This window comes from uncultured Caulobacter sp., assembly GCF_947036865.1.
Classification (GTDB): Bacteria; Pseudomonadota; Alphaproteobacteria; order Caulobacterales; family Caulobacteraceae; genus Caulobacter.
This window is the reverse complement of record NZ_CAMQSF010000027.1, coordinates 1-22,933: the sequence shown is the minus strand read 5'-3', so window position 1 is coordinate 22,933 and position 22,933 is coordinate 1. Positions and strand designations below refer to the sequence as shown.

The following is a 22,933-nucleotide window of genomic DNA, read 5'->3' as shown; positions in this document are numbered from 1 at the left end:
TAGCGTGAGCGTCAGCAGAGATGTGGCGAGTCCTTTCATGGCGCTAGTCTGCCGCCGAGCGCCTGAGATAACGTTAAGCCAGCGCCCTTTTCATTGCTTGAAAGAAGCCGTCGCGATCTATCTCTTTGATCACCCTTGCGTTGGGTGGTCGACGTTTCAGACTGGGGTCGGCGATCTCGATATCCGGCAGGATCGCGTGCGAGACGGACAGATAGCCGCGCGTCAGCTCGCCGATCGTCTCGACATCGACGACGCAGTCCTCGGCGGCCAGGATCAGCCGCTCGTCCAGCGCGAGGGCGCAGGTGAGGGCGTCGGGGTGCAGGCTGCCGTTCAAGCCCTCGGTCTCGCGCGCGAAAGCCAGCGACGCCCGGTTCACGTCCGTGAAGAACCGGGCCCGCTCGGTGCCGAGCGCCTCCAGTTCCGCCAACTGCTCCATGTCCAGCAGTCCGTCTTGTAGGGTGAGGGTCCAGGTGACGATCGAGAGGTTGAACCCGGCGTTGACCACGATCTTCGCGGCCTCGGGGTCGACATAGAAATTGTACTCGGCCGCCGGCGTCACGTTCCCCACGCCGTTGTCCGTACCGCCCATGATCCACAGGCGCTTCACGGCCTGGGCGATCCTGGGTTCGCGCAGATAGGCAAGGGCGATGTTGGTCAGCGGCGCCTGAGCGATCAGCGTGATCTCCCCGGGCGCGGCCATGATCCGGCGGACCAGCTCGTCCACCGCGTGCCCCTCGGCGGGGCGTTGGGCCGTTCGCGCGAAGCCGCTGTCGCTCATGCCGTCGCGGCCGAAGACATAGGCCGCGTCGAGCGGCGCGCGGGTGAAGGGCGCCTGGGCGCCGAGATAGACCGGAACCGCGCCCCCTCGACCGCAGCGCTCCAGGGTGACCAGGGCGTTCTCGGCGTGCTGGACGAAGCCGACATTGCCGTGGGCGATAGTGATCGCCTCGACCGTCACCTCCGGGCGGGTCAGGGCCAGCATCAGGGAGAAGACGTCGTCTCCGGCGGTGTCGGTGTCGATGATCAGGCGCATCCCGCCGATCTGCACCGTTCGGCGCGACTTGGCCATGGCTTATCGCCGCCGCGCCAGGAAGAGCGCCGGGCGGGCGAAAAAAGAGCGGCGGACATCGAAAGAACATCTTGTGAACAGAACAAAAGCGGAATATGGAACAAAACAAGAAATCTGTGGAGGTTCCGATGATCCGTGTCGCGCGTGAGTCTTTGGCCCTTGTGTCCGTCGCCGGCTTCGTCTGGATGATGTGCACGGTCGCCCAGTTGGTGGCCTGAGTCGCGCGGGCGGCTGGGGTGTAGCGGAGAACGGCGATGGCGGACGCGGAGGGGCAAGGTTTCGTCCACCTGCGGGTCCGTTCGGCCTATTCGCTGCTCGAAGGGGCCATCAAGGCCGACCAGATCGGCAAGCTGGCCGCCGCGGCCGGAATGCCGGCCGCCGGTCTCGCCGACCGGGCCAACCTGTTCGGCGCCTTGGAATATTCGTCCTACGCCAAGGACGCGGGGGTGCAGCCCATCATCGGTTGCGCCTTGCCGGTCACCGGCATCGGCGGCGGTCCGACGGAACGCTGGGCGCGCGCGCCGACGGTCACGCTCCTGGCGCAGAGCGAGCAGGGCTATCTGAACCTCTCCGAGCTGTCGTCGATCGCCTATCTCGACAGCGCCGAACTGCCCGAGCCGATCGTGCCTTGGGCCAAGGTGGCGCGGTACAGCGAGGGCCTGATCCTGCTGTCGGGCGGGACCGACGGGCCGGTGGACGCCCTGTTCGCCGCCGGCAAGTCGGGCGAGGCCGCGGCGGCCCTGGCCGAGATGCATCGGGTCTTCGGCGACCGCTTCTATGTCGAGCTGCAGCGTCACGGCCTGCCCAAGCAGGCGGCGGCCGAGCCTGGCCTGGTCCATTGGGCCTATGACAACGACGTGCCGCTGGTCGCCACCAACGACGTCTATTTCGCCAAGGAAGGCTTCTACGACGCGCACGACGCCTTGCTGTGCATCGCCGACGGCGCGTTCGTCGGGCAGGACGAGCGACGTCGCGTCACGCCCGAGCACTGGTTCAAGCCGGCCGCCGACATGCGCAAGTTGTTCTCGGATCTGCCGGAAGCTTGCGACAACACGCTCGACATCGCCCGGCGCTGCGCCTTCATGGTCCACAAGCGCGCGCCGATCCTGCCCAGCTTCCCGACGGGCGACGGTCGCAACGAGGCCGAGGAACTGCGCCATCAGGCCCGCGAGGGCCTCAAGATGCGCCTCGACGGGCTGACCCTGTCCGCCCCCGAGGAGGAGTACTGGAAGCGGCTCGAGTTCGAGCTGGGCATCATCGAGAAGATGGGCTTCCCAGGCTACTTCCTGATCGTGTCGGACTTCATCAAGTGGGGCAAGGCGCACGGCATTCCGGTGGGGCCGGGGCGGGGTTCGGGGGCCGGTTCGCTGGTCGCCTGGGTGCTGACCATCACCGACCTCGACCCGCTTCGCTTCGGCCTGCTGTTCGAGCGCTTCCTCAATCCCGAGCGGGTCTCGATGCCCGACTTCGACGTCGACTTCTGCCAGGAGCGGCGCGAAGAGGTGATCTCCTACGTGCAGGAAAAGTACGGCCGCGATCGCGTGGCCCAGATCATCACGTTCGGCTCTCTGCAGGCGCGCGCCGTGCTGCGCGACGTGGGCCGGGTGATGCAATTGCCGCTCGGGCTCGTCGATCGCCTCTGCAAGATGGTGCCGAACAATCCGGCCGCGCCGGTGACCCTGGCTCAGGCCATCGAGCTGGAACCTCGCCTGAAGCAGGCCAAGAAGGAAGACGCCAACGTCTCGGCCTGTCTCGACGTCGCCCTGCAACTGGAAGGCCTGTTCCGCAACGCCTCGACCCACGCGGCCGGCGTGGTGATCGGCGACCGGCCGCTCACCCAACTGACCCCGCTCTACAAGGATCCGCGCTCGGACCTGCCCGCCACCCAGTTCAACATGAAATGGGTCGAGAGCGCTGGCCTGGTGAAGTTCGACTTCCTGGGCCTGAAGACCCTGACGGTGCTCGACCGCGCGGTTAAGCACCTGAAGAAGCGCGGCTTCGACATCGATCTGGGCAGGCTGCCGTTCGACGACGCCAAGACCTATGAGCTGCTCGCCTCGGGCCAGACGGTCGGGGTGTTCCAGCTCGAAAGCCAGGGCATGCGCGACACGCTGCGCAAGATGCGCTGCGGCTCGATCGAGGAGATCACCGCGCTGATCTCGCTGTATCGCCCTGGTCCGATGGACAACATCGACACCTTCGTCGACTGCAAGTTCGGCCGCAAACCCGTCGACACCCTGCATCCCTCGCTGGAGGGGGTGCTGAAGGAGACCTACGGCGTCATCGTCTATCAGGAACAGGTGATGCAGATCGCCCAGATCCTGGCGGGCTACAGCCTGGGCGAGGCCGACCTGCTGCGCCGGGCCATGGGCAAGAAGAAGAAGGAGGAAATGGATCTACAGAAGATCCGTTTCGTCTCCGGCGCCAAGGAGAAGGGCGTTCCCGAGGAGCAGTCGGGCTCGATCTTCGAACTGGTGGCCAAGTTCGCCGGCTACGGCTTCAACAAGTCGCACGCCGCCGCCTATGCCTTCATCTCGTACCAGACGGCCTGGCTGAAGGCGAACACGCCGGTCGAGTTCTTCGCCGCCTCGATGAGCCTTGATCTGTCGAACACCGACAAGCTGGCGGTCTTCCACCAGGACGCCCGCAAGTTCGACGTCACGGTGCGGGCGCCGGACGTCAATGTCGCCGGCGCCGATTTCGAGGTCGAGAACGGCGAGGTGCTGTACGCGCTGGGGGCGATCCGAAATGTCGGCCTGGAGGCGATGAAGCATCTGGTGGCCGTCCGCGAGGAGGGCGGGCCGTTCCGCGACATCTTCGATTTTGTCGAGCGGATCGATCCCAAGCAGGTCAACAAGCGCGCGATCGAAAACCTGGCCCGGGCCGGCGCCTTCGACTCGATCCACAAGAACCGGGCTCAGATCGTGGCCTCCGCCGACGTACTGATCGCGCACGCCCAGAGCGTCTATGCCGACCGCCAGGGCGGGCAGGGCGGTCTGTTCGGCGCCGATCCGGGCGCGGGGCGACCCCGCCTCTCCAAGACCGAGACCTGGAACCAGGTCGATCTGCTGGACGAGGAACTCTCGGCCGTCGGTTTCTATCTGACCGGGCACCCTCTGGAGGACATGGTCGGCCTGCTGCGTCGCCGCCGCACGGCGATGCTGACCGAGGCCATGGCCCAAGCCGAGGCCGGGATGGAAGCCTTCCGCATGTGCGGCGTGGTCCGCCGCCGGCAGGAGCGCGCCTCGCAAAGCGGCGAGAAGTTCGCCTTCGTCTCGCTGTCGGACCCGACCGGCGAGTACGAGGTGCTGTTCCCCCCCGAAAGCCTGCGCAAATGCCGCGACGTGCTGGAGCCGGGCAAGGCCGTGGCGATCAAGGTTCGGGCCAAGGCGCGCGACGGCGAGGTTCGCTTCTTCGGCGACGACGCCGAGCCGATCGAAAAGGCGATCGAGAACGTCGTCGCCGGCCTGCGCGTCCACCTGTCGCCAAGCGCGGCCGAGATCGAAGCCTTGAAGCGCCGTCTCGAACCCGCGCAGTCGCAGAGGGGCGGGGAGGTCACGGTGGTGGCGGCCATCGGCGGCGGCCGCGAGATCGAACTGCGTCTGCCGGGGCGCTACACGCTGGACGCCGCCTTGCGCGGCGCGTTGAAGACCGCGCCCGGGGTGGCGCTGCTGGAGGATGTCTAGGAATAATCCCGTTGCGTTTGCTCGGACTAGGAGCGCGTGGGAAGACGAGACGTGTGGACGCGCCGTCGTGGCGGCGGGCCGAGAGACGAATGGTGAGGCCTAGGCCGGGCTCGAAAGCGTCTCGGGAGCCATGCCCTTCGATGAACTGGAGGCGGCGCGGGCTTAAGAGGAGGCCTAGCCGAGCGCCAGCTTGGTGCGTGCCCCCGGCTCTGGCTGACGTTCTGTCTCGAAACCGTAGGGCCTTGAAGCCAAGCGAACGCCATGTCGCCAGACGGCCAGGCTGAAGGCCGCGACGGGGCTGGGGCGCTATTTCAGTGGAAGAACTCGAAGAGACCCGACGCCGCTCGGCGAACCGGTAGCGCCTGTCGATCCGGCGCGAGATCGGCGGCGACCCCCAAGATGGCGACGGACCTGAGCGTCGTCGGTGTTCGCGGGCCTCGCTGAAGATCGTCCCGTGAGCGCCTCGGCTCACCAGGCCGCCGCGCGGCCGTTGGCCAGGCCAGCCCGAAACAGCCGTCGCTCGGCCGCCTTGCCGCCCTTGACGATCACGGGCCTCTCGGCGGCGCGCAGCAGCGGCAGGTCGTCGAGGCTGTCGGTATAGGCATAGGCCCAGCGCGCGCCGTGGCCGGCTTCGGCCAGGGCCTGGCACTTGCGCTGGTTGCGGCAATGGACGTCGGCGACCCAGCCGCCGGCGCGGCGCTTCAGCGAGGTGCCCAGCACCTCGATGGGCTCGCCCAGCGGGCCGATCAAGGCCTTGGCCAGCACCGCGGGGGCCGCCGTGACCACCACGACCCGCTCTCCGCGGGTCAGATGGTCGCGCAGAGCGGCCAGACCGCCGGCGCGCCAGGACAGCGCGCTGGTCCCGGCGCGGAACCGTTCGCCGAACGCCTCGCAGGAGGCTTGCAGGTCTCTTTCGCGGAGCCCGACCGTGGCGATCCAGAGCAGGATCGAGGCGCCGGCGCGGCGCGTGCGCGGGATCGCCACCATCGGCACGGCGATTGGCGCGATCGCCAGCATCGCCAGCGCGCGCGGCGGCGAGCGGCGCATCCGGTCCCAAAGCCAGAGCGCCGTGGAATCGCCGTCGAGCAGAGTTCCGTCCAGATCGAAGACCGCGAGCATCAAGCCTCCTCCCGCCTCGCTCATATCGACGACGCGGACGCGGAGGAGCCTCAGTCCGCCTGTGTCGCCTAGGCGACGAAACCAGATGATGTCGCGGCGCTCTCCGCGTTCGCGGCTGGCCGCCGGGGCCGGATGTGCTCGCGGGCGCTTTCACCCTGGCAAGGAACGAGCGCTGGGCCGCCATTTCGCGCCAAGGGCTTGCCTTTTCTCCGCCAAACGACTATCTGCGCGCCCATTCCACACGCGGATGTTCGGCAGCGCCGGGGAGAAATCCCGGTCCGGCCGTTCCGGTCCCGCTCCAGAATGGTCTGGAACGGGGGTGTCCGCGGAGGTTCAACCGGAAAAAGGACAAAGGCCCGATGGCTCTTCCCGAATTCTCCATGCGTCAGCTCCTGGAAGCCGGCGCCCACTTCGGCCACCAGACGCACCGCTGGAACCCGAAGATGGACCGCTACATCTTCGGCTCGCGCTCGAACATCCACATCATCGACCTGTCGCAGACCATCCCGCTGCTGCACCAAGCCCTGGTGAAGGTCCGTGAAGTCGCCGCCGCCGGCGGTCGCGTGCTGTTCGTCGGCACCAAGCGCCAGGCCAGCGACCCGGTCGCCACGGCCGCCAAGCGCTGCGCCCAGTACTATGTGAACCACCGCTGGCTCGGCGGCACCCTGACCAACTGGCGCACCGTCTCGGGCTCGATCGCCCGCCTGCGCGAGCTGGAAGGCGTCCTGGCCGGCGAAGGCCAAGGCCGTTCCAAGAAGGAACTGCTGCAGCTGACCCGCGAGCGCGACAAGCTGGAACTGTCGCTGGGCGGCATCAAGGACATGGGCGGCATCCCCGACATCATGTTCGTGATCGACACCAACAAGGAAGCGATCGCGATCCTGGAAGCCCGCAAGCTGAACATCCCGGTCGTCGCCATCCTCGACACCAACTGCGATCCGGACGGCATCACCTATCCGATCCCGGGTAACGACGACGCCGCCCGCGCCCTGCAGCTGTACTGCGACCTGATCGCCGACGCCGTCCTCGACGGTCTGGCCGCCGGTCAAGCCGCCGCGGGCGTCGACCTGGGCGCCTCGGTGGCCCCGGTCGAGCCGGCCCTGGCCCGCGAACTGGCGCCGGAAGCCCCGGAAGCCGCCGCCGAGGCGGCCCCGGAAACGGCCGAAGGCTGATTTCCCAACGTGTCGCCGCTGGCCGTCCGGCCGCGCGGCGACCGTCGCGACCCTGACACGGGACCGGGCTAAGAAGCCCGGTCCCTGATCTTTATAGCTTTGGCGGGCTACGCGCCCGGTCGCTAAACGTTTGAATCTGGAGAGAATCGATGGCTGAGATCACCGCCGCCCTCGTCAAGGAACTGCGCGAAAAGTCCGGCGTCGGCATGATGGACTGCAAGAAGGCTCTGGCCGAGAACAACGGCGACATCGAAGCCTCCATCGACTGGCTGCGCGCCAAGGGCCTGTCCAAGGCCGCCAAGAAGGCTGACCGCGCCGCCGCCGAAGGTCTGGTGGCGATCGCCGTCGTCGACACCGGCGCGGGCGAAACCGCCGCCGCCGTCGAGGTGAACGCCGAGACCGATTTCGTGTCGCGCAACGACCTGTTCCAAGGCGCCGCGCGCCAGATCGCCCAGGCGGCCGTGGCCACCGACGGCTCGATCGAGGCCATCACCTCGGCCAAGCTGGCCGGCGGCGAGACCGTGCAGGATCACCTGACCAACCTGATCGCCACGATCGGCGAGAACATGATGGTGCGTCGCGCGGCCAAGTGGACGATCGAGAACGGCGTCGTCGCCTCGTACATCCACAACGCCACCGCGCCCGACCTCGGCCGCATCGGCGTGCTGGTCGCGCTGGACTCGACCGGCGACAAGGCCGCCCTGCGCGAGCTGGGCCGCAAGATCGCCATGCACGTCGCCGCGACCGCCCCGCTGTCGCTGTCGCCGGACGATCTGGACCCGGCCGCCATCGAGCGTGAAAAGGCCGTGTTCACCGAGCAGGCCCTGGAATCGGGCAAGCCGGCCGCCGTCGTCGAAAAGATGATCGAAGGCCGCATCCGCAAGTTCCTGGAAGAAGTCGTGCTGCTGAAGCAGGCCTTCGTCATGAACCCGGACCAGACGGTCGAGCAGCTGGTCGCCGAGACGGCCAAGACCCTGGGCGCCCCGGTGACCGTGAAGGGCTTCACGCGCCTGGCCCTGGGCGAAGGCGTGGAAAAGAAGCAGGACGACTTCGCCGCTGAAGTCGCCTCGATGACCGGCCAAGCCTAAGGCCCTTCGTCGAGGATCGCTGGATCCTCGACAGACAATCAGGGCGCGGCGCGTCTAGACGCGCGCCGCGCCCTTTTTGCGCCCGCCGTTCGGCCTTGAGCCTTGGTTGGCAAAATCCATCCCACTTCTGTACAACGCGCGTAATGTGCGTGCCGACGACTCAGGAATAGCGGTCCATGTCCGATACCAGCGCGCCCTTCAAATTCCGCCGCATCCTGCTGAAAGTCTCCGGCGAGGTGCTGATGGGCGACACGCCCTACGGCATCGACACCAACACCGTTCAATCCGTGGCCGAGGACGTGGCCGAGATCGTCAAGTCGGGCGTCGAGCTGTGCCTGGTGATCGGCGGCGGCAACATCTTCCGCGGCATGGCGGGCGCGGCCAAGGGCATGGAGCGCTCCAGCGCCGACTATATGGGCATGCTGGCCACGGTGATGAACGCCCTGGCCATGCAGGACGCCCTGGAGCGGATCGGCGTCCAGACGCGCGTTCAGTCGGCCATCCCGATGGCCACGGTCTGCGAGCCCTACATCCGCCGCCGCGCCCAGCGGCACCTCGAGAAGGGCCGCGTGGTGATCTTCGCGGCCGGCACCGGCAATCCGTTCTTCACCACCGACACCGCCGCGGCCCTGCGCGCGGCGGAGATGCAGTGCGACGCCCTGTTCAAGGGCACCAGCGTCGACGGCGTCTACACCGCCGATCCCAAGAAGGATCCGACGGCCAAGCGCTACGACACCCTGACCTATATGGACGTCTTGGCCAAGGATCTGCGGGTCATGGACGCCTCGGCCGTGGCGCTGATGCGCGACAGCAACATTCCGATCGTGGTCTTCTCGATCAAGGGGCGTGGCAATCTGCTGACCGTCCTGAGAGGCGAGGGGACCCACACCGTGGTCGCCGCCGACCGCGCCGCCTGATCTTTTTTGAACGTCGCCGCTGGGCCGTGGGGTCGGGCGGCCGAAAGCGAGGAGAGCCCGTCATGGCCGCCGCCGAAAAACCCGTCCTGTCGCGTTATCGCGACCGCATGGACAAAGCCGTCGCCGCTCTGAAGGAAGAGTTCGGCTCCCTGCGCACCGGCCGCGCCTCGGCCAGCCTGCTGGATCAGGTGATGGTCGAGGCCTACGGCTCCAGCACGCCGCTGAACGCCGTGGCTTCGGTCAGCGTCCCCGAGCCGCGCCAGATCAATGTCAGCGTCTGGGATCGCGGCGTCGTCGTCTCGGTCGAGAAGGCCATCCGCGCCGCCGGGCTCGGCCTGAACCCGGTCGTCGAGGGCCAGAACCTGCGCATCCCGATCCCGCCGCTGACCGAGGAGCGCCGCAAGGACCTTTCCAAGATCGCCGGCAAGTACGCCGAGCAGCAAAAGATCGCCGTGCGAAACGTTCGCCGCGACGCCAACGACGATCTCAAGAAGGCGGAAAAAGACGGCGCTGTCGCCGAGGATGAGCGCAAGAAGATGGAGACCGAGGTCCAGAAGATGACCGACGAAGCCATCAAGCGCATCGACGAGGCCTTGAAAGTCAAGGAACAAGAGATCATGCAGGTTTGATCGTTCCCTCGGGAGAGTTCGGGAACGACGAGGGAAGGTTGAAGCGAATGCCGGCGACCACCGGTCCGCGGAACGTTTCGGACGCCGACGCGGCCGACCAACGTCTGCATGTGGCCATTATCATGGATGGCAACGGCCGCTGGGCGAAGCAGCGGGGCATGCCGCGCGTGCTGGGTCACCGCGCCGGCGTCAACGCCCTCAAGCGCACCGTGGAGGGCGCGCAGAGCCAGAACGTCGGCGTTTTGACGGTCTTCGGCTTCTCGACCGAGAACTGGCGTCGCCCGGCCCACGAAGTCTCCGAGCTGATGAACCTGCTCAAGGCCTATGTGGAGTCGGACCTCGAGCGCCTGGCCAAGGCCGGCGTTCGCGTCCGCGTCATCGGCCGCCGCACCGGCCTGTCGGCCGACATCGCCGAGGTGATCGACCGGGCCGAGCGCCGGACGCGCGACAACACCGCTTTCACGCTGCAGGTCGCCTTCAACTATGGCGGTCAGGCCGACATCACGGACGCGGCGCGGACCTTCGCCGAACGGGTCGAACGGGGCGAGGCCAAGGCCTCGGACCTGACCGAGGCGATGTTCGAACGGTTCCTGTCGACCGCGTCGGCGCCGCCGCCCGATCTGATCGTGCGCACCAGCGGCGAGCAGCGGATCTCGAACTTCCTGCTCTGGGATTGCGCCTATGCCGAGCTCGTCTTCCAGGACGTGCTCTGGCCCGACTATGGGCCCGAGGCGCTGGCGGCCGCCATCGCGGAGTATCGCCGGCGGGATCGACGTTACGGAGGGGTCGCGGCCGATGACGTCGCCGTCGCCGGCTAAGCGCTTCAACTGGGGCAATCTTCGAACGCGCGTGGTCTCGGCCACCGTGCTCGTGCCGACGGTCGTGGCGGCCGTCTGGCTGGGCGGCTATTGGTTCCTGGCGCTGTCGCTGGTCTGCACCGGCGTCCTGGCGCGGGAATGGGGCAAGATCAGCGCGCCGAAGGCGCCGAACGCCGTGGGCGCCGTGGTCGGCCTGTTCTGCGCCATCGCCGTGGCGGCGGCCTTCCTGCACCACTTCTTCGTCGCATGGGCGGTCGTGCTGATTGGGGCCTTCCTGGCGGGTCTGATCGCCCGGGGCGCCGTCGAGCGCCGGGCCGACGCGGCCTATGGCGTGGTCTATATCGCGCCGGCCGTCATCGCCATGGTGTGGGTCCGCTCGCTGTCCGACGGGCTGTGGTGGACGCTGCTGCTGTTCGTGGTCACCTGGTTCGCCGACATCTTCGCCTATGTGGTCGGCAACCTGCTGAAGGGGCCCAAGCTGTGGCCCCGGATCTCGCCGAACAAGACCTGGTCGGGCTTCATCGGCGGCCTGGTGGCGGCGGCGATCGGCGCTGTGGCGGTGGCCGAACTGGCCGACCTGCGGCTGGTGTGGCCGGCGGCGGCGTTGATCGGCCTGCTGGGCGGCTTGGCGACCATGGCCGGCGACCTCTGGGAGTCGATCCTCAAGCGCCGCTTCGGGGTCAAGGACAGCGGCGACATCATCCCCGGCCACGGCGGCCTGCTGGACCGCGTCGACGGCCTGATGTTCGCGGCCATCGTCATCGCGGCCATCCGCCTGATCGATCACCTGAAGTGGCATCATTGACCGCGCCCCGTCAGGTGGTGGTGCTGGGCTCGACCGGATCGATCGGCCTTTCGACCTTGAGCCTCTTCGAGGAAGCCGCCGCGCCGGTGGAGATCCTGGCGCTCACCGCCGGCCGCAATGTCGAGCGGCTGATCGAGCAGGCCCGGCGCTGGCGGCCTCGGGTCGCGGTGATCGACGACGAGTCCAAGCTCCAGACGCTGAAGGACGGACTCGCGGGGACGGGCGTGCGCGCCGCCGCCGGCGCTGCCGCCGTCGCCGAGGCGGCCGCCATGGGGGCCGACTGGGTGATGTCGGCCATCGTCGGGGCCGCGGGCCTGGCGCCGACCCTCGCCGCCGCCCGCACGGGGGCGGTGATCGCGCTGGCCAACAAGGAAAGCCTTGTCTGCGCGGGCCCCGCGCTGCTGGCCATCGCCAAGGCCGCCGGCGGCTCGGTGATCCCGGTCGATTCGGAGCATTCGGCCATCTTCCAGGTGCTGCAGCCCGATTGCGCGCATCGCGTGGCGCGCCTGATCCTGACGGCCTCGGGCGGTCCGTTCCGGACATGGGACCGCGCCGCCATGGCCGCCGCCACGCCCGAACAGGCCATCGCCCATCCCAACTGGAGCATGGGCGCGAAGATCTCGGTCGATTCCGCGACGATGATGAACAAGGGGCTCGAGATGATCGAGGCCTCATATCTGTTCGACACGCCCGAGACTCGCATCGACGTGGTGATTCACCCTCAGTCGGTGATCCACAGCCTGGTGGAGTACGCCGACGGCTCGACCCTGGCCCAGCTGGGTCCGCCCGACATGCGCGCGCCGATCGCCTGCGCCTTCGCCTGGCCGGACCGCCTGGTCTGGCCCGCGCCCCGCCTAGATCTGGCCGCCTATGGGCAGTTGACGTTCGAATCGCCGGATCTGGATCGCTTTCCCGCCCTCGGAATCGCTCGCGAGGCGATGCGGCTGGGCGGCGGCGCGCCGACCGCTATGAATGCCGCCAACGAGGTCGCGGTCGCCGCTTTCCTTGACCGGCGGATTGGCTTTCTCGATATTGCCGCCGCGGTGGCGGAGACCCTCGAGCGTATGAACAGTCTGGGAAACCTCGCCGTCGCCGAACGCGACGCTGTCGACGACGCGATGATGATTGACGCCAGCGCTCGCCGCATTGCGGCCGAGGTTGTCGCGCAAAAGCATCGCCGGCTCTGATCCGGGGGACCCGGCCACCTATATGACCGACGCGCTTATCTTCATCCTGTCCACCGTCTTCGTCCTGTCCGTCGTGGTGACGATCCACGAGCTTGGGCACTATTGGGCGGGGCGCGCGTGCGGCGTGGCGATCGACTGCTTCTCCATCGGGTTCGGTCCGCCGCTGGTGTCGTGGCGCGACAAGCGGGGCGTCGAGTGGCGGATCGCCTCGATTCCGCTCGGCGGCTATGTGCGTTTCTCGGGCGACGAGAACGCCGCCAGCGTGCCCGACCAGGACGGCCTGGCCGCCATGCGCGAGGCGATCGTGCGGCGGGAAGGCGAGGCGGGCCTTTCCCGCTACTTCCATTTCAAGCCGGTCTGGCAAAGGGCGATCATCGCGGTCGCGGGACCGGCGTCGAACTTCGTGCTCGCCATCCTGATCATGGCCGTCATTCTCGTGCTGGTCGGCAACCAGCATGGCTCGGTGACGGTCCGCAAGGTCATGCCCAACACGCCCGCCGCCGCCGCGGGCTTACAGCCCGGCGACCGCATCGTTCGCGCCGACAAGACCGACATCAAGGGCGTCGGCGACGTCGTGGCCTATGTCTCGCTGCGCGCCAATCTGCCGATCGACCTGACGGTGCTGCGCGCGGGCAAGCCGGTGCATCTGACCGTGACGCCGGCCCTGGTCGAGAACCGCGACGACATCCGCGGAAAGGTCAAGGAAGGGCGCATGGGCGCCGAACTGGCCACCGTGGCGTCTCTGCAGAAGTCCTCGCTCGCCTCGGCGATCCCCGACGCGACGCTCGAGGTCTGGGGCATGATCAAGACGATCGGCTTCTATCTGGGACGCCTGGTGACCGGACAGATGCCGGCGGACCAGGTCAGCGGCATCATCGGCATCGGTCACACCGCCGGCGCCGTCGCCAAGGCCAGCACCGAGGGCGCGCCCAGCGTCTCGATCATGGCCCTGCGGCTGTTCTTCAACTTCCTGGTGCTGATCGCCAGCCTGTCGGTCAGCATCGGTTTCATGAATCTCCTGCCCATTCCGGTCCTGGATGGCGGGCACCTCTTGATGTACGCCTACGAAGCCGTGGCCAAACGGCCTCTGCGGGCGGATTTCCAGGCGGCCGGGTTCCGCGCGGGGCTTGCCTTGATCCTGGGTTTCATGTTGTTCGCGGCGTGGAACGACCTCAACCGCTACGACGTGTTCAAATTCATCGGCGGCCTGTTCACGTGAACGCCCGCCCTCCGTCCATGATTGGTCACATGAACAAACTTCGCGCCCAAAGCGCCGCGTTCGCCACGGGTATGGCGCTGCTCCTCGGGTCCACGGCCCTGGTGGCGCCGCATCAGGCCTTCGCCCAGGCCGCCCAGACCGGCGTGGTCCAGCGCATCGTCGTGCAAGGCAACGAGCGGATCGAGCAGGGCACGGTCCTGTCCTACCTGCCGATCCAGCCGGGCGACACGGTCGACTCCCAGCGCCTCGACCTGGCGCTGAAGACCCTGGCGCGCACCGACCTGTTCGCCGACGTCAAGATCGAGATGCAGGGCGGCGACCTAGTCGTGAAGGTCGTCGAGAACCCGATCATCAACCAGGTGGTCTTCGAGGGAAATTCCTCGCTCAAGGAAGACAAGCTGAAGGACGAAGTGCAGATCCGCCCGCGCGGCATCTTCACCCGCGCCAAGGTGCAGGCCGACGTCCAGCGCATCATCGAACTCTATCGCCGCTCGGGCCGCATCTCGGCGACCGTGACGCCGAAGGTCGTGGAACTGCCGCAGAAGCGCGTCGACCTGGTCTTCGAAATCAGCGAAGGCCCCAAGAGCGGCGTGCTGGGCATCAACTTCCTGGGTAACAGCGAGTACTCGGACAACGACCTGCGCGACGTGGTCGTCACCAAGGAGAGCCACTGGTACAAGTTCCTGACCAGCAACGACAACTACGACCCCGACCGGATCGAGTACGACCGCGAGCAACTGCGCAAGTTCTATCGCAACCGCGGCTATTTCGACTTCCGCGTCATCTCGTCGGTGGCCGAGCTGGCCCCGGACAAGAACGGCTTCGCCGTCACCTACACCCTGGACGAGGGGCCGAAATACAAGTTCGGCAAGGTGACCGTCGAGACCGAGCTGAAGAAGCTGGACGGCAACCTGCTGGCCCAGATCCTGCCCATCCGCGCCGGCCAGCTCTACGAGGACGAGCGCATCGAGCAGGCCACCGACGCCCTGACCTTCGCGGCGGGCGCGGCTGGCTTCGCCTTCGTCGACGTGCGTCCGCGCTACGTGCCCAACCGCGAGACCAAGACCGTCGACGTCGTGTTCTCGGTGCGTGAAGGCCCGCGCGTCTATGTCGATCGGATCGACATCGTCGGCAACACCCGCACGCTGGACTACGTCGTCCGCCGCGAGCTGGAGGTCGCCGAGGGCGACGCCTACAACCGCGTGCTGGTCGACCGTTCGAAGAACAACATCCGTCGCCTGGGCTTCTTCAAGGACGTCGACATCACCGACGCCCCGGGCTCGGCCCCCGACCGCACGGCGCTGAAGGTCAAGGTCGAGGAACAGCCGACCGGCGAGCTTTCGTTCAGCGCCGGCTACAGCTCGGTCGACAAGCTGGTGCTGGACGTCGGCATCACCGAGCGGAACTTCCGCGGCCGGGGTCAGAACCTGCGGGCGCGCGCCTCGGTCGGCTCGCTGCGCCAGCAGATCGACTTCGGCTTCAGCGAGCCGCGCTTCCTGGGGCGCAACCTGGTGGCGGGTCTCAACCTCTACACCTTCCGCTACGACCTGTCGCAATACGCGGCCTATGACACCAAGTCGGTCGGCGGCGACATCCGCGTCGGCTTCCCGCTGACCCAGGCCGCCTCGATGAGCCTGCGCTACACGCTGCGTCAGGACGAGGTCAGCGTCGCCGACAACCTCTGCACCACCGGCTCGGTGTCGCAGATCCTCTGCCTGCAGCGCGGCGCCTACATCACCTCGCTGGTCGGCTATCAGCTGCGCCTCGACAAGCGCAACGATCCGATCAACCCCACCCGCGGCTGGTTCGCGGACCTGAGCCAGGACGTGGCCGGCGTGGCGGGCGACGTGAAGTACCTGAAGACCGAGGCCGACGCCGGCTGGTACTACGGCTTCACCAAGAGCCTGGTGCTGAGCCTGACGGGCTCGTTCGGCTATATCGAGGGTCTGGGCGGCGACAACGTCCGCATCAACGACCGCTTCTATCGCGGCGGCGACACCTTCCGCGGCTTCGAGATCGCCGGCATCGGCCCGCGCGACGTCTCGAGCACTAACAATTCGATGGGCGCGAAGCTTTACGCCATCGGCACCGTCTCGCTGGACATCCCGACGTTCCTGCCCGAGCAGTACGGCATCAAGGCCGCGCTGTTCAGCGACTTCGGCACTGCCGGCCTGCTCGATGATGTGGATCGCCAGAAGTCCCCCGGCGTCTTCGATCCGAACATCAAGGATAACCTCGGCCTGCGTGCCTCGGCGGGTATCTCGATCGACTGGAAATCCCCCATGGGTCCCATTCGATTCGATATCAGCCGCATTTTGGCCAAGGAAAGCTACGACCGAACCGAAACCTTCCGGTTCTCCACCTCCACAAGGTTCCAATAGACATGTCCAAGTTCCTGTCCGCGGCCGCGTCCAGCGTCGTCGCCCTTGCCCTCGCGACCAGCGCCTCGGCCCAGACGGCTCCGGCCGCCGCCGCGCCGGCCGCTCCGGCCATCACGCACGGCCCGGCTCTTCCCGGCGTCTGCATCTTCTCGAGCCAGCGCGCCGTGGCGCAATCGCAGGTCGGTAAGGCCGTCGCCGCGCGTCTGAACACCATCAGCCAGCAGGTCACCGCCGAGCTCGGCGCCGAGCGCACCGCTCTGGAAAACGAAGGCAAGGCGCTCGACGCCAAGAAGGCGAGCACCGCCCAGGACGCCCTGGAGCAACAGGCCGCCGCCCTGCAGGTCAAGGCCAACGCCTGGCAGCGCAAGGGTCAGCTGCGTCAGCGCGAGCTGGAAGCCACCGAGCAGAAGGCGCTGTCGCGCGTCTATCAAGAGATGGATACGCCCATCAAGCAGGTCTACCAGGCTCAGAAGTGCAGCCTGCTGCTGGATCGTGAATCGGTGATGCTGGCCAATCCGGCCATGGACATCACCGACGGCGTGGTCGCCGCCCTCGACGGCCGCATCAAGACCCTGACCTTCGATCGCGAGCGTCTGGACCAAGCCGTCCCGGGCGCCGCGCCGCTGCAACCGACCAATAAGTAAGCGAATCGTCTCCCTTGGGGTTACCTAGGGGCAGTCTATTCGCCGTGAGGAGCCATGCCGGACCCGCGTTTCTTCGACAGCCTGGGTCCGGCATCGCTTTACGAGTTGGCCCGGGCGGGCGCCGCCGAACTAGCGGACGCCGCTCTGGGCGAGCGGGCGATCGCCCGCGCCGCGCCTCTGGACGCGGCCGATCCTGAAGCGATCGCCTTCTTCTCCGACGCCAAGCGCAAGAACTCCGCGGCGATGACGGGCGCCGGGGCCTGTTTCGTGCGCCCAGAGCATCGCGACCTCTTGCCTTCGACTTGCGCCGCGCTGATCACCAAGCATCCCCAGGCCGCATGGGCCGCGGCGGCGGCTCGCCTGCACGCGCCGCGTCGCCACGACCCCTCGGCCCAGGCCATCCATCCGGACGCCGAGCTCGAGACGGGCGTGCTGCTCGCGCCGAACGTGACGATCGGGCAGGGCGCGCGGATCGGACGGGGAACACGGATCGCGCCCGGGGCGGTTATCGGTCCCGGCGTCCTGGTCGGACGCGATGGCGTGATCGGTCCCAACGCCGTGATCGGCTTCGCCCTGCTCGGGGATCGGGTTTCGATTTCCGCCGGCGCGGTGATCGGCGAGGCGGGCTTCGGCGCCGCCCTGGGGCCGCGCGGCATGGTCGACCTGCCGCAACTGGGCCGCGTGGTGATCCAGGACAATGTCACGATCGGGGCCAACAGCTGCGTCGATCGCGGCGCCTTCGCCGATACGACGATCGGCGAGAACACCAAGATCGACAACCTGGTTCACGTCGCGCACAACGTCCGTATAGGTCGTAATTGCGTGCTGGCGGCCTATACGGGCTTGTCCGGCAGCACGGTCGTCGGCGACGGCGTCGCCTTCGGCGGCAAGGCCGGGGTCGCCGATCATTTGAACATCGGCTCGGGCGCGAGCATCGGGGCCGCCGCCTCGGTGTTCAAGGACGTGCCGGACGGTGAAACTTGGACGGGATTCCCCGCGCGGCCGCTGAAGCGGTGGCTCCGGGAGACCGCGTGGCTCTCGCGCATGGCGGGCGGCCGAGGGACGAGGGGCTAGTAGAATGACCGAGAACACCGACCAAACGGTGCAGACCGAGATCGACATCGCCGAGATCCTGGCGCGCATCCCGCACCGCTACCCGTTCCTGCTGGTCGACCGCGCCGAGGCCTACAAGCCCCACGAGTCGATCGTCGGCATCAAGTGCGTGACGATCAACGAACCCTTCTTCCAGGGGCACTTCCCTGGCAATCCGGTGATGCCGGGCGTGCTGATCATCGAGGCCCTGGCCCAGACCGGCGCGGTGCTGATGAGCAAGTCCCTGGAGGTCGACACCGAGGGCAAGACGATCTTCTTCATGTCGGTCGACAACGCCCGTTTCCGCAATCCGGTGCGTCCCGGCGACGTGATCCGCATGGAGGTCGAGGTCGTTCGCGCGCGGTCGTCGATCTTCAAGTTCAAGGGCGTGGCCAAGGTCGGCGACAAGGTGGCCGCCGAGGCCGAGTTCGCCGCCATGGTGGTCGAGACGGGACCCAAGGCATGACGATCCACCCCACCGCGATCGTCGCGCCCGAAGCGCGGATCGCCTCGGACGTCGAGATCGGCCCCTACAGCATCGTCGGTCCCGACGTGACGCTGGAAGCCGGCGTGCGCCTGCTGTCGCACGTGGTGATCGAAGGCGCGACGACGATCGGCGAGGGCTGCGTCGTCCATCCCTTCGCCAATCTGGGCGGCCCGCCCCAGCACCTGGGCCACAAGGGCGAGCGGACCGAACTGCGGATCGGCGCGCGCAATATCATCCGCGAGCACGTGACCATGCACACGGGCACGGCCTCCGGAAAGGGCGTGACCACGATCGGTTCGGACGGCCTCTACATGGTCGGCTCGCACGTGGCGCACGACTGCGTGGTCGGCGACTTCGTGGTCCTGGCCAAGGGCGCGACCCTGGGCGGCCACGTGGCGATCGGCGACTATGTGTTCATGGGCGGCCTGGCCGCTGCGCATCAATTCTCGCGCATCGGCCGCTACAGCTTCATCGGCGGTCTGGCGGCCGTGACCAAGGACGTGATTCCCTATGGTTCTGTGTGGGGCAACCACGCCCACCTGGAAGGGCTCAACCTGGTGGGCCTTAAGCGGCGGGGCTTCTCGCGCGAGACGATCAACGCCCTGCGGGCGGCCTATCGGCTGATGTTCGCCGACGAAGGCACGTTCCAGGAGCGCCTTGACGACGTGGCCGAGACCCACGCCGCCATTCCCGAGGTCATGGAGATCGTCGACTTCATCCGCGCCGACGCCAACCGGCCGCTTTGCCTGCCCGAGCGCGAGGTCTAGTCTCGACGGATGCGTAAGCTTGGCCTGATCGCCGGCGGCGGCGCGCTGCCCGTCGAACTGGCGGCCCGTTGCGAGGCCGCCGGCCGCGCCTTTTCGGTCATGCGCCTGAAGAGCTTCGCCGAACCGGCCCTGGCCCGCTATCCCGGCGCCGAGGTCGGGCTCGGCGAGTTCGGCAAGGTGTTCAAGGCGCTGCGCGCCGAAGGCTGCGAGGTCGTTTGTTTCGCGGGCAATGTCAGTCGCCCGGACTTCTCGGCCCTGATGCCCGACGGACGTGGCCTGAAGGTGCTGCCGGGCCTGATCGTCGCCGCGCGCAAGGGCGACGACGCCCTGCTGCGCCGTGTTCTCGACGAGTTCGAGAAGGAAGGCTTCGACATCGAGGGCGCGCACGAGGTGATGGGCGAAATGACCCTGCCGCGCGGGCGTCTGGGCAAGCATGGGCCGCGCGAGGTCCACATGGCCGATATCGACAAGGCGCTGAAGGTGGCGCGCGAGATCGGCCGCCTCGACGTGGGGCAGGGCGCCGTGGTCTGCGAGGGTCTCGTGTTGGCCGTGGAGGCCCAGGAGGGGACCGACGCCATGCTCCGTCGGGTCGCCGACCTGCCCGAAGCGATCCGAGGCCGCGCCGAGGCGCCCAGGGGCGTTCTGGCCAAGGCCCCCAAGCCGATCCAGGAGACCCGTGTCGACCTTCCCACGATCGGCGTCGCCACGATCCAGCGGGCGGCCCGCGCCGGTCTGGCCGGCGTGGTCGGCGAGGCCGGACGCCTCCTGGTCGTGGACCGCGACGCGGTCATCGCGGCGGCGGACGAACTGGGCCTCTTCGTGCTCGGCGTCGACGCGCAAGGGCCAGGCCCGGCGTGACGCCGCTGAAGGTCATGCTGGTGGCCGCCGAGGCCTCGGGCGACGCCCTCGGCGCCGGCCTGGCCAAGGCTCTGCGGGCGCGGCTGGGCGACCGGGTGACCTTCGTCGGCGTCGGCGGGGCCAAGATGGCCGAGCAGGGGGTCGAGAGCCCTTTCGACATCGCCCAGCTTTCGATCCTCGGCATACTGGAGGGGCTGAAAGCCTATCCGACGGTCAAGGCCCGCCTCAAGGACACCGTGGCTCTGGCGGCCCGGGAAAAGCCCGACGTGGCGGTGCTGATCGACAGCTGGGGCTTCAACATCCGCCTGGCCCACGCGCTGCGGAAGCTCGACCCGGCTTTGCCGTTGGTGAAGTACGTCGCGCCGCAGGTCTGGGCCTATCGCGCTGGCCGGGCTCGAAGCCTGGCCAAGTCGGTCGATCTGCTGCTGTCGATCCAGCCGATGGACCGCCCGTACTTTGACGCCGCCGGCCTGGAAAGCGTCTTCGTCGGCAATTCAGCCCTGGCCAAGCGCTTCGACCACGCCGATGGCGCGCGGCTGCGCGCCGCGATCAAGGTCGCGCCCGAGGCGCCGCTGCTCCTTGTGCTGCCCGGCAGTCGCCCGTCCGAGATCGAGCGGGTCATGCCCGCCTTCGAGGACGCCGTGCGCCGGCTGAAGGTCGATCGGCCCGAGCTGGCGATCGTCGTGCCCGCCGCCTACACCGTCGCCGAGGCGGTGAAGGCTCGCGTGGCGGGCTGGCCGTTCCGCGCCCATGTCGTCGAGGACGAGGCGTTGAAGGACGACGCTTTCGTGGCCGCCGACGTGGCCCTGGCCTGCAGCGGCACCGTGACCACCGAGTTGGCCCTGGCCGGCCGGCCCATGGTGGTGGGCTACAAGACCGGCGCGGTGACCTACGCGATCCTCAAGCGCTTGATGAAGCCGAAGTGGATCACCCTGTTCAACATCGCCGCCGGGAAGGCGATCGCGCCCGAACTGATCCAGGACGCCTGCGAGGGCGATGGCCTGGCGCGCGAGGTCGCCCGGCTGCTCGACGATCCGGCCCTGCGCGCGCGTCAGACCGCCGAGCAGAATGCCGCGCTCGACAAGATGGGACGGGGCATGCCCGATCCGTCCGAGGCCGCCGCCGACGCCCTACTGAAATTCATGGCGCGGCGCGGCGATCGGCTCGGCTGACGTCTCGCGCCGCGTCGCCCGCTCCAAGGCTTGAAGCAGCTCGGCCACGTCGATCGGCTTGCCGACATGGCCGTCCATCCCGGCGGCCAGCAGCGCCTCCACCTGATGGCGCATGGCGTTGGCGGTGAGGGCGATGACCGTCGTGCGCGGCCGCTGTTCCTCTGCCTCCAGGCGCCGGATCTCCTTCAGCGCCGCGAGGCCGTCCATGACCGGCATGTGGATGTCCATCAGCACCACGTCCCAGTCGCCGCGGCGCCAGGCTTCGACGGCCTGGGCGCCGTCGTCGACGATGGTCGGTTCGACGCCCGCTTGCTGGAGCACCAGCCGAAGCACGAGCTGGTTGGTCGGATTGTCCTCCGCGGCGAGGACGCGGAGCGCGGGCGCCACCGACGGCGGCGGAGGCGCGGCCGCCGGCGCGGCCGTCTCGACACGGGGCAGGGGTAGGCTCACCGTGAAGGCGCTGCCCTCGCCAGGACGGCTGCGGACGGTGATGTCGCCGCCCATCGCCCGGGCCAATTCGCGGCAGATCGCCAGGCCAAGGCCCGCGCCGCCCTGACGGCGCGTGGCGATGTCGTCCAGCAGCACGAACCGCGCGAAGAGTCGCTCCTGCTCCTCGGGCGCGACGCCGGGGCCGGTGTCCGCCACGGTCAATTCCAGCCTGTCATGCTCGTACCGCGCGGCGATCGAGACGCCGCCCGCTTCGGTGAACTTGACCGCGTTGGACAGCAGGTTGAGCAGGATCTGCCGCAGGCGGCCGACGTCCCCCAGATAGGCGCCTTCGGCGGCGGGGTTGATGGCCAGATCGTGAGTCAGGCCCTTGCCCTCGGCGAGCGCGGCGAAGGTCTGGCCGCAGCCGGTCAGCAGCTCGCGCAGATCGAAAGGCTCCGGCCGCAGCTCCAGCTGCCCGGCTTCGATGCGGGCCAGGTCCAGCACGTCATTGAGGATCACGGTCAGGGCCGCGCCCGACTGACGCACGACCTGCAGACGTTCGCGCTGGGGCGGCGAGAGCGCGTCGCCCTCCATCACCTGGGCCATGCCCATGATGCCGTTCAGCGGCGTGCGGATCTCGTGGCTCATCGTGGCCAGGAAGGCGGTCTTGGCGGCGTTGGCGCTGGCGGCCTCGGCCTCTCGCGTCTGGGCCAGGGCCATGGCCTCGGCCATCCGCAGCGCCGCCCGCTCGCGGTGCAGCGCGTATTGCAGGACATAGGCGAAGAAGCTGATCACCGCGATCAGCGCGAAGGCCGTCCGCGGCAGATGTTCCGGCTCGAAGGTGATCCAGGCCAACACCGCGACGTGGGCGAGAACGCCGAGGAGGGCCGCCGATCCGATCCGACGCGAGATCACGAATTCGGCGGTGCAACTGAGCGCGATGGCGCCCATCATCGCCGCGCCCGCCAGCACCGCCGTCCGCTCGCCTTGCAGGATCAGGGCGGCGGGCAGGATGGCGTAGACGAAGGTGTAGCCGAGGGTGAAGGCCGCCATGCCCAGCTCCAGCGCGGGCTCGTCAGCCTTCTGAAGCGCGATGAAGCGACAGAGGGCTTGATTGACGGCGATCAGGATCGCCACCACCACCAGCCATGCCAGGCAGGTGCGCGTCCCCAGCCAGACCGTCGATCCGCCCGCGGCCAAAAGGGTCATGGGGATGATGGACAGCAGATCGCGACGTCTGTGCGCGACGATATTACGCCACCCCATATCCGTACGCGCCTCAAGCTACAGAAACTTCACCGTCCAACCTAGCCGCGAAATCCTCAGCAATGGTGAACGGCGCTAGGTGTCGTTTCCAAGAAGGTTGTTTACACGCTGCCAGGGGGTGAGGCCGC

Annotated in this window: 20 protein-coding genes; 17 read left to right on the top strand and 3 right to left on the bottom strand. The window is 68.0% G+C overall.

Annotated elements, in window-relative coordinates; translation table 11 throughout:
• Positions 1 to 73: 73 nt before the first annotated feature.
• Positions 74 to 1,033 carry a nucleoside hydrolase gene (locus tag Q0V34_RS14165; RefSeq protein WP_297513024.1) on the bottom strand — a complete coding sequence of 320 codons (960 nt, stop codon included), beginning with the start codon at positions 1,031 to 1,033 and terminating at the stop codon, positions 74 to 76.
• 164 nt (positions 1,034 to 1,197) lie between these two features.
• Between Q0V34_RS14165 and sidA the strand changes: the two genes are divergently transcribed.
• A complete protein-coding gene (gene sidA / locus Q0V34_RS14160; protein ID WP_297512968.1) occupies positions 1,198 to 1,287 on the top strand; it encodes a cell division inhibitor SidA in 90 nt (29 codons plus the stop codon).
• Positions 1,288 to 1,323: 36 nt separating this feature from the next.
• On the top strand, positions 1,324 to 4,755 hold the full coding sequence (gene dnaE, locus Q0V34_RS14155; RefSeq protein ID WP_297512966.1) for a DNA polymerase III subunit alpha: 3,432 nt from the start codon (positions 1,324 to 1,326) through the stop codon (positions 4,753 to 4,755).
• A gap of 468 nt (positions 4,756 to 5,223) precedes the next feature.
• Here dnaE and Q0V34_RS14150 read toward each other — a convergent pair whose 3' ends face one another.
• Positions 5,224 to 5,874, bottom strand: a complete 651-nt coding sequence (locus Q0V34_RS14150) for a haloacid dehalogenase-like hydrolase (RefSeq protein WP_297512964.1) — start codon at positions 5,872 to 5,874, stop codon at positions 5,224 to 5,226.
• 359 nt (positions 5,875 to 6,233) lie between these two features.
• Here Q0V34_RS14150 and rpsB point away from each other — a divergent pair, with 359 nt between their 5' ends.
• The 15 genes from rpsB to lpxB all read left to right on the top strand — a co-directional run bounded on the left by rpsB (position 6,234) and on the right by lpxB (position 21,110).
• Entirely contained in the window at positions 6,234 to 7,046 is an 813-nt protein-coding gene (rpsB, locus tag Q0V34_RS14145) for a 30S ribosomal protein S2 (protein WP_297512962.1), read from the top strand.
• Positions 7,047 to 7,195: 149 nt separating this feature from the next.
• Entirely contained in the window at positions 7,196 to 8,134 is a 939-nt protein-coding gene (tsf, locus tag Q0V34_RS14140) for a translation elongation factor Ts (RefSeq protein WP_297512960.1), read from the top strand.
• Between the two features lie 176 nt (positions 8,135 to 8,310).
• The gene (gene pyrH, locus Q0V34_RS14135; RefSeq protein WP_297512958.1) at positions 8,311 to 9,051 is read left to right on the top strand and encodes a UMP kinase; all 741 of its coding nucleotides are present in this window, start codon (positions 8,311 to 8,313) and stop codon (positions 9,049 to 9,051) included.
• Between the two features lie 62 nt (positions 9,052 to 9,113).
• Complete coding sequence (gene frr, locus Q0V34_RS14130) at positions 9,114 to 9,680, top strand: ribosome recycling factor (protein ID WP_297512956.1); 567 nt, start codon at positions 9,114 to 9,116, stop codon at positions 9,678 to 9,680.
• 47 nt (positions 9,681 to 9,727) lie between these two features.
• Positions 9,728 to 10,498 (top strand): polyprenyl diphosphate synthase, encoded by a 771-nt coding sequence (gene uppS, locus Q0V34_RS14125; protein ID WP_297512955.1) that lies wholly within the window; start codon positions 9,728 to 9,730, stop codon positions 10,496 to 10,498.
• Positions 10,401 to 11,303, top strand: a complete 903-nt coding sequence (locus Q0V34_RS14120; RefSeq protein ID WP_297512954.1) for a phosphatidate cytidylyltransferase — start codon at positions 10,401 to 10,403, stop codon at positions 11,301 to 11,303. Before uppS ends, Q0V34_RS14120 begins: the two co-directional genes overlap by 98 nt.
• Positions 11,291 to 12,490 carry a 1-deoxy-D-xylulose-5-phosphate reductoisomerase gene (gene dxr / locus Q0V34_RS14115; RefSeq protein WP_297512951.1) on the top strand — a complete coding sequence of 400 codons (1,200 nt, stop codon included), beginning with the start codon at positions 11,291 to 11,293 and terminating at the stop codon, positions 12,488 to 12,490. Before Q0V34_RS14120 ends, dxr begins: the two co-directional genes overlap by 13 nt.
• A gap of 22 nt (positions 12,491 to 12,512) precedes the next feature.
• Positions 12,513 to 13,709, top strand: coding sequence for an RIP metalloprotease (locus Q0V34_RS14110; protein ID WP_297512949.1), 1,197 nt, complete (start codon positions 12,513 to 12,515; stop codon positions 13,707 to 13,709).
• 17 nt (positions 13,710 to 13,726) lie between these two features.
• Entirely contained in the window at positions 13,727 to 16,090 is a 2,364-nt protein-coding gene (gene bamA, locus Q0V34_RS14105; RefSeq protein WP_297512947.1) for an outer membrane protein assembly factor BamA, read from the top strand.
• A gap of 2 nt (positions 16,091 to 16,092) precedes the next feature.
• On the top strand, positions 16,093 to 16,734 hold the full coding sequence (locus Q0V34_RS14100; RefSeq protein WP_297512945.1) for an OmpH family outer membrane protein: 642 nt from the start codon (positions 16,093 to 16,095) through the stop codon (positions 16,732 to 16,734).
• Between the two features lie 54 nt (positions 16,735 to 16,788).
• Positions 16,789 to 17,808 (top strand): UDP-3-O-(3-hydroxymyristoyl)glucosamine N-acyltransferase, encoded by a 1,020-nt coding sequence (gene lpxD / locus Q0V34_RS14095; RefSeq protein ID WP_297512939.1) that lies wholly within the window; start codon positions 16,789 to 16,791, stop codon positions 17,806 to 17,808.
• 4 nt (positions 17,809 to 17,812) lie between these two features.
• Positions 17,813 to 18,292 carry a 3-hydroxyacyl-ACP dehydratase FabZ gene (fabZ, locus tag Q0V34_RS14090; RefSeq protein ID WP_297512937.1) on the top strand — a complete coding sequence of 160 codons (480 nt, stop codon included), beginning with the start codon at positions 17,813 to 17,815 and terminating at the stop codon, positions 18,290 to 18,292.
• Complete coding sequence (lpxA, locus tag Q0V34_RS14085) at positions 18,289 to 19,080, top strand: acyl-ACP--UDP-N-acetylglucosamine O-acyltransferase (RefSeq protein ID WP_297512935.1); 792 nt, start codon at positions 18,289 to 18,291, stop codon at positions 19,078 to 19,080. Before fabZ ends, lpxA begins: the two co-directional genes overlap by 4 nt.
• A 9-nt stretch (positions 19,081 to 19,089) precedes the next feature.
• Positions 19,090 to 19,938, top strand: a complete 849-nt coding sequence (locus tag Q0V34_RS14080) for an LpxI family protein (RefSeq protein WP_297512933.1) — start codon at positions 19,090 to 19,092, stop codon at positions 19,936 to 19,938.
• 14 nt (positions 19,939 to 19,952) lie between these two features.
• Complete coding sequence (gene lpxB / locus Q0V34_RS14075; protein WP_297513022.1) at positions 19,953 to 21,110, top strand: lipid-A-disaccharide synthase; 1,158 nt, start codon at positions 19,953 to 19,955, stop codon at positions 21,108 to 21,110.
• On the opposite strand, the gene Q0V34_RS14070 is transcribed toward lpxB, so the two are convergent.
• Positions 21,069 to 22,748, bottom strand: a complete 1,680-nt coding sequence (locus Q0V34_RS14070; RefSeq protein ID WP_297512931.1) for an ATP-binding protein — start codon at positions 22,746 to 22,748, stop codon at positions 21,069 to 21,071. The two genes, lpxB and Q0V34_RS14070, sit on opposite strands and share 42 nt — an antisense overlap.
• Between the last annotated feature and the right edge of the window lie 185 nt (positions 22,749 to 22,933).

Coding starts and splice junctions, on each gene's coding strand:
- Q0V34_RS14165 (WP_297513024.1), bottom strand. CDS start 1,033: ATGCGCCTGATCATCGACACCGACACCGCCGGAGACGACGTCTTCTCC.
- sidA (WP_297512968.1), top strand. CDS start 1,198: ATGATCCGTGTCGCGCGTGAGTCTTTGGCCCTTGTGTCCGTCGCCGGC.
- dnaE (WP_297512966.1), top strand. CDS start 1,324: ATGGCGGACGCGGAGGGGCAAGGTTTCGTCCACCTGCGGGTCCGTTCG.
- Q0V34_RS14150 (WP_297512964.1), bottom strand. CDS start 5,874: ATGCTCGCGGTCTTCGATCTGGACGGAACTCTGCTCGACGGCGATTCC.
- rpsB (WP_297512962.1), top strand. CDS start 6,234: ATGGCTCTTCCCGAATTCTCCATGCGTCAGCTCCTGGAAGCCGGCGCC.
- tsf (WP_297512960.1), top strand. CDS start 7,196: ATGGCTGAGATCACCGCCGCCCTCGTCAAGGAACTGCGCGAAAAGTCC.
- pyrH (WP_297512958.1), top strand. CDS start 8,311: ATGTCCGATACCAGCGCGCCCTTCAAATTCCGCCGCATCCTGCTGAAA.
- frr (WP_297512956.1), top strand. CDS start 9,114: ATGGCCGCCGCCGAAAAACCCGTCCTGTCGCGTTATCGCGACCGCATG.
- uppS (WP_297512955.1), top strand. CDS start 9,728: ATGCCGGCGACCACCGGTCCGCGGAACGTTTCGGACGCCGACGCGGCC.
- Q0V34_RS14120 (WP_297512954.1), top strand. CDS start 10,401: ATGGGCCCGAGGCGCTGGCGGCCGCCATCGCGGAGTATCGCCGGCGGG.
- Q0V34_RS14110 (WP_297512949.1), top strand. CDS start 12,513: ATGACCGACGCGCTTATCTTCATCCTGTCCACCGTCTTCGTCCTGTCC.
- bamA (WP_297512947.1), top strand. CDS start 13,727: ATGATTGGTCACATGAACAAACTTCGCGCCCAAAGCGCCGCGTTCGCC.
- Q0V34_RS14100 (WP_297512945.1), top strand. CDS start 16,093: ATGTCCAAGTTCCTGTCCGCGGCCGCGTCCAGCGTCGTCGCCCTTGCC.
- lpxD (WP_297512939.1), top strand. CDS start 16,789: ATGCCGGACCCGCGTTTCTTCGACAGCCTGGGTCCGGCATCGCTTTAC.
- fabZ (WP_297512937.1), top strand. CDS start 17,813: ATGACCGAGAACACCGACCAAACGGTGCAGACCGAGATCGACATCGCC.
- lpxA (WP_297512935.1), top strand. CDS start 18,289: ATGACGATCCACCCCACCGCGATCGTCGCGCCCGAAGCGCGGATCGCC.
- Q0V34_RS14080 (WP_297512933.1), top strand. CDS start 19,090: ATGCGTAAGCTTGGCCTGATCGCCGGCGGCGGCGCGCTGCCCGTCGAA.
- lpxB (WP_297513022.1), top strand. CDS start 19,953: ATGCTGGTGGCCGCCGAGGCCTCGGGCGACGCCCTCGGCGCCGGCCTG.
- Q0V34_RS14070 (WP_297512931.1), bottom strand. CDS start 22,748: ATGACCCTTTTGGCCGCGGGCGGATCGACGGTCTGGCTGGGGACGCGC.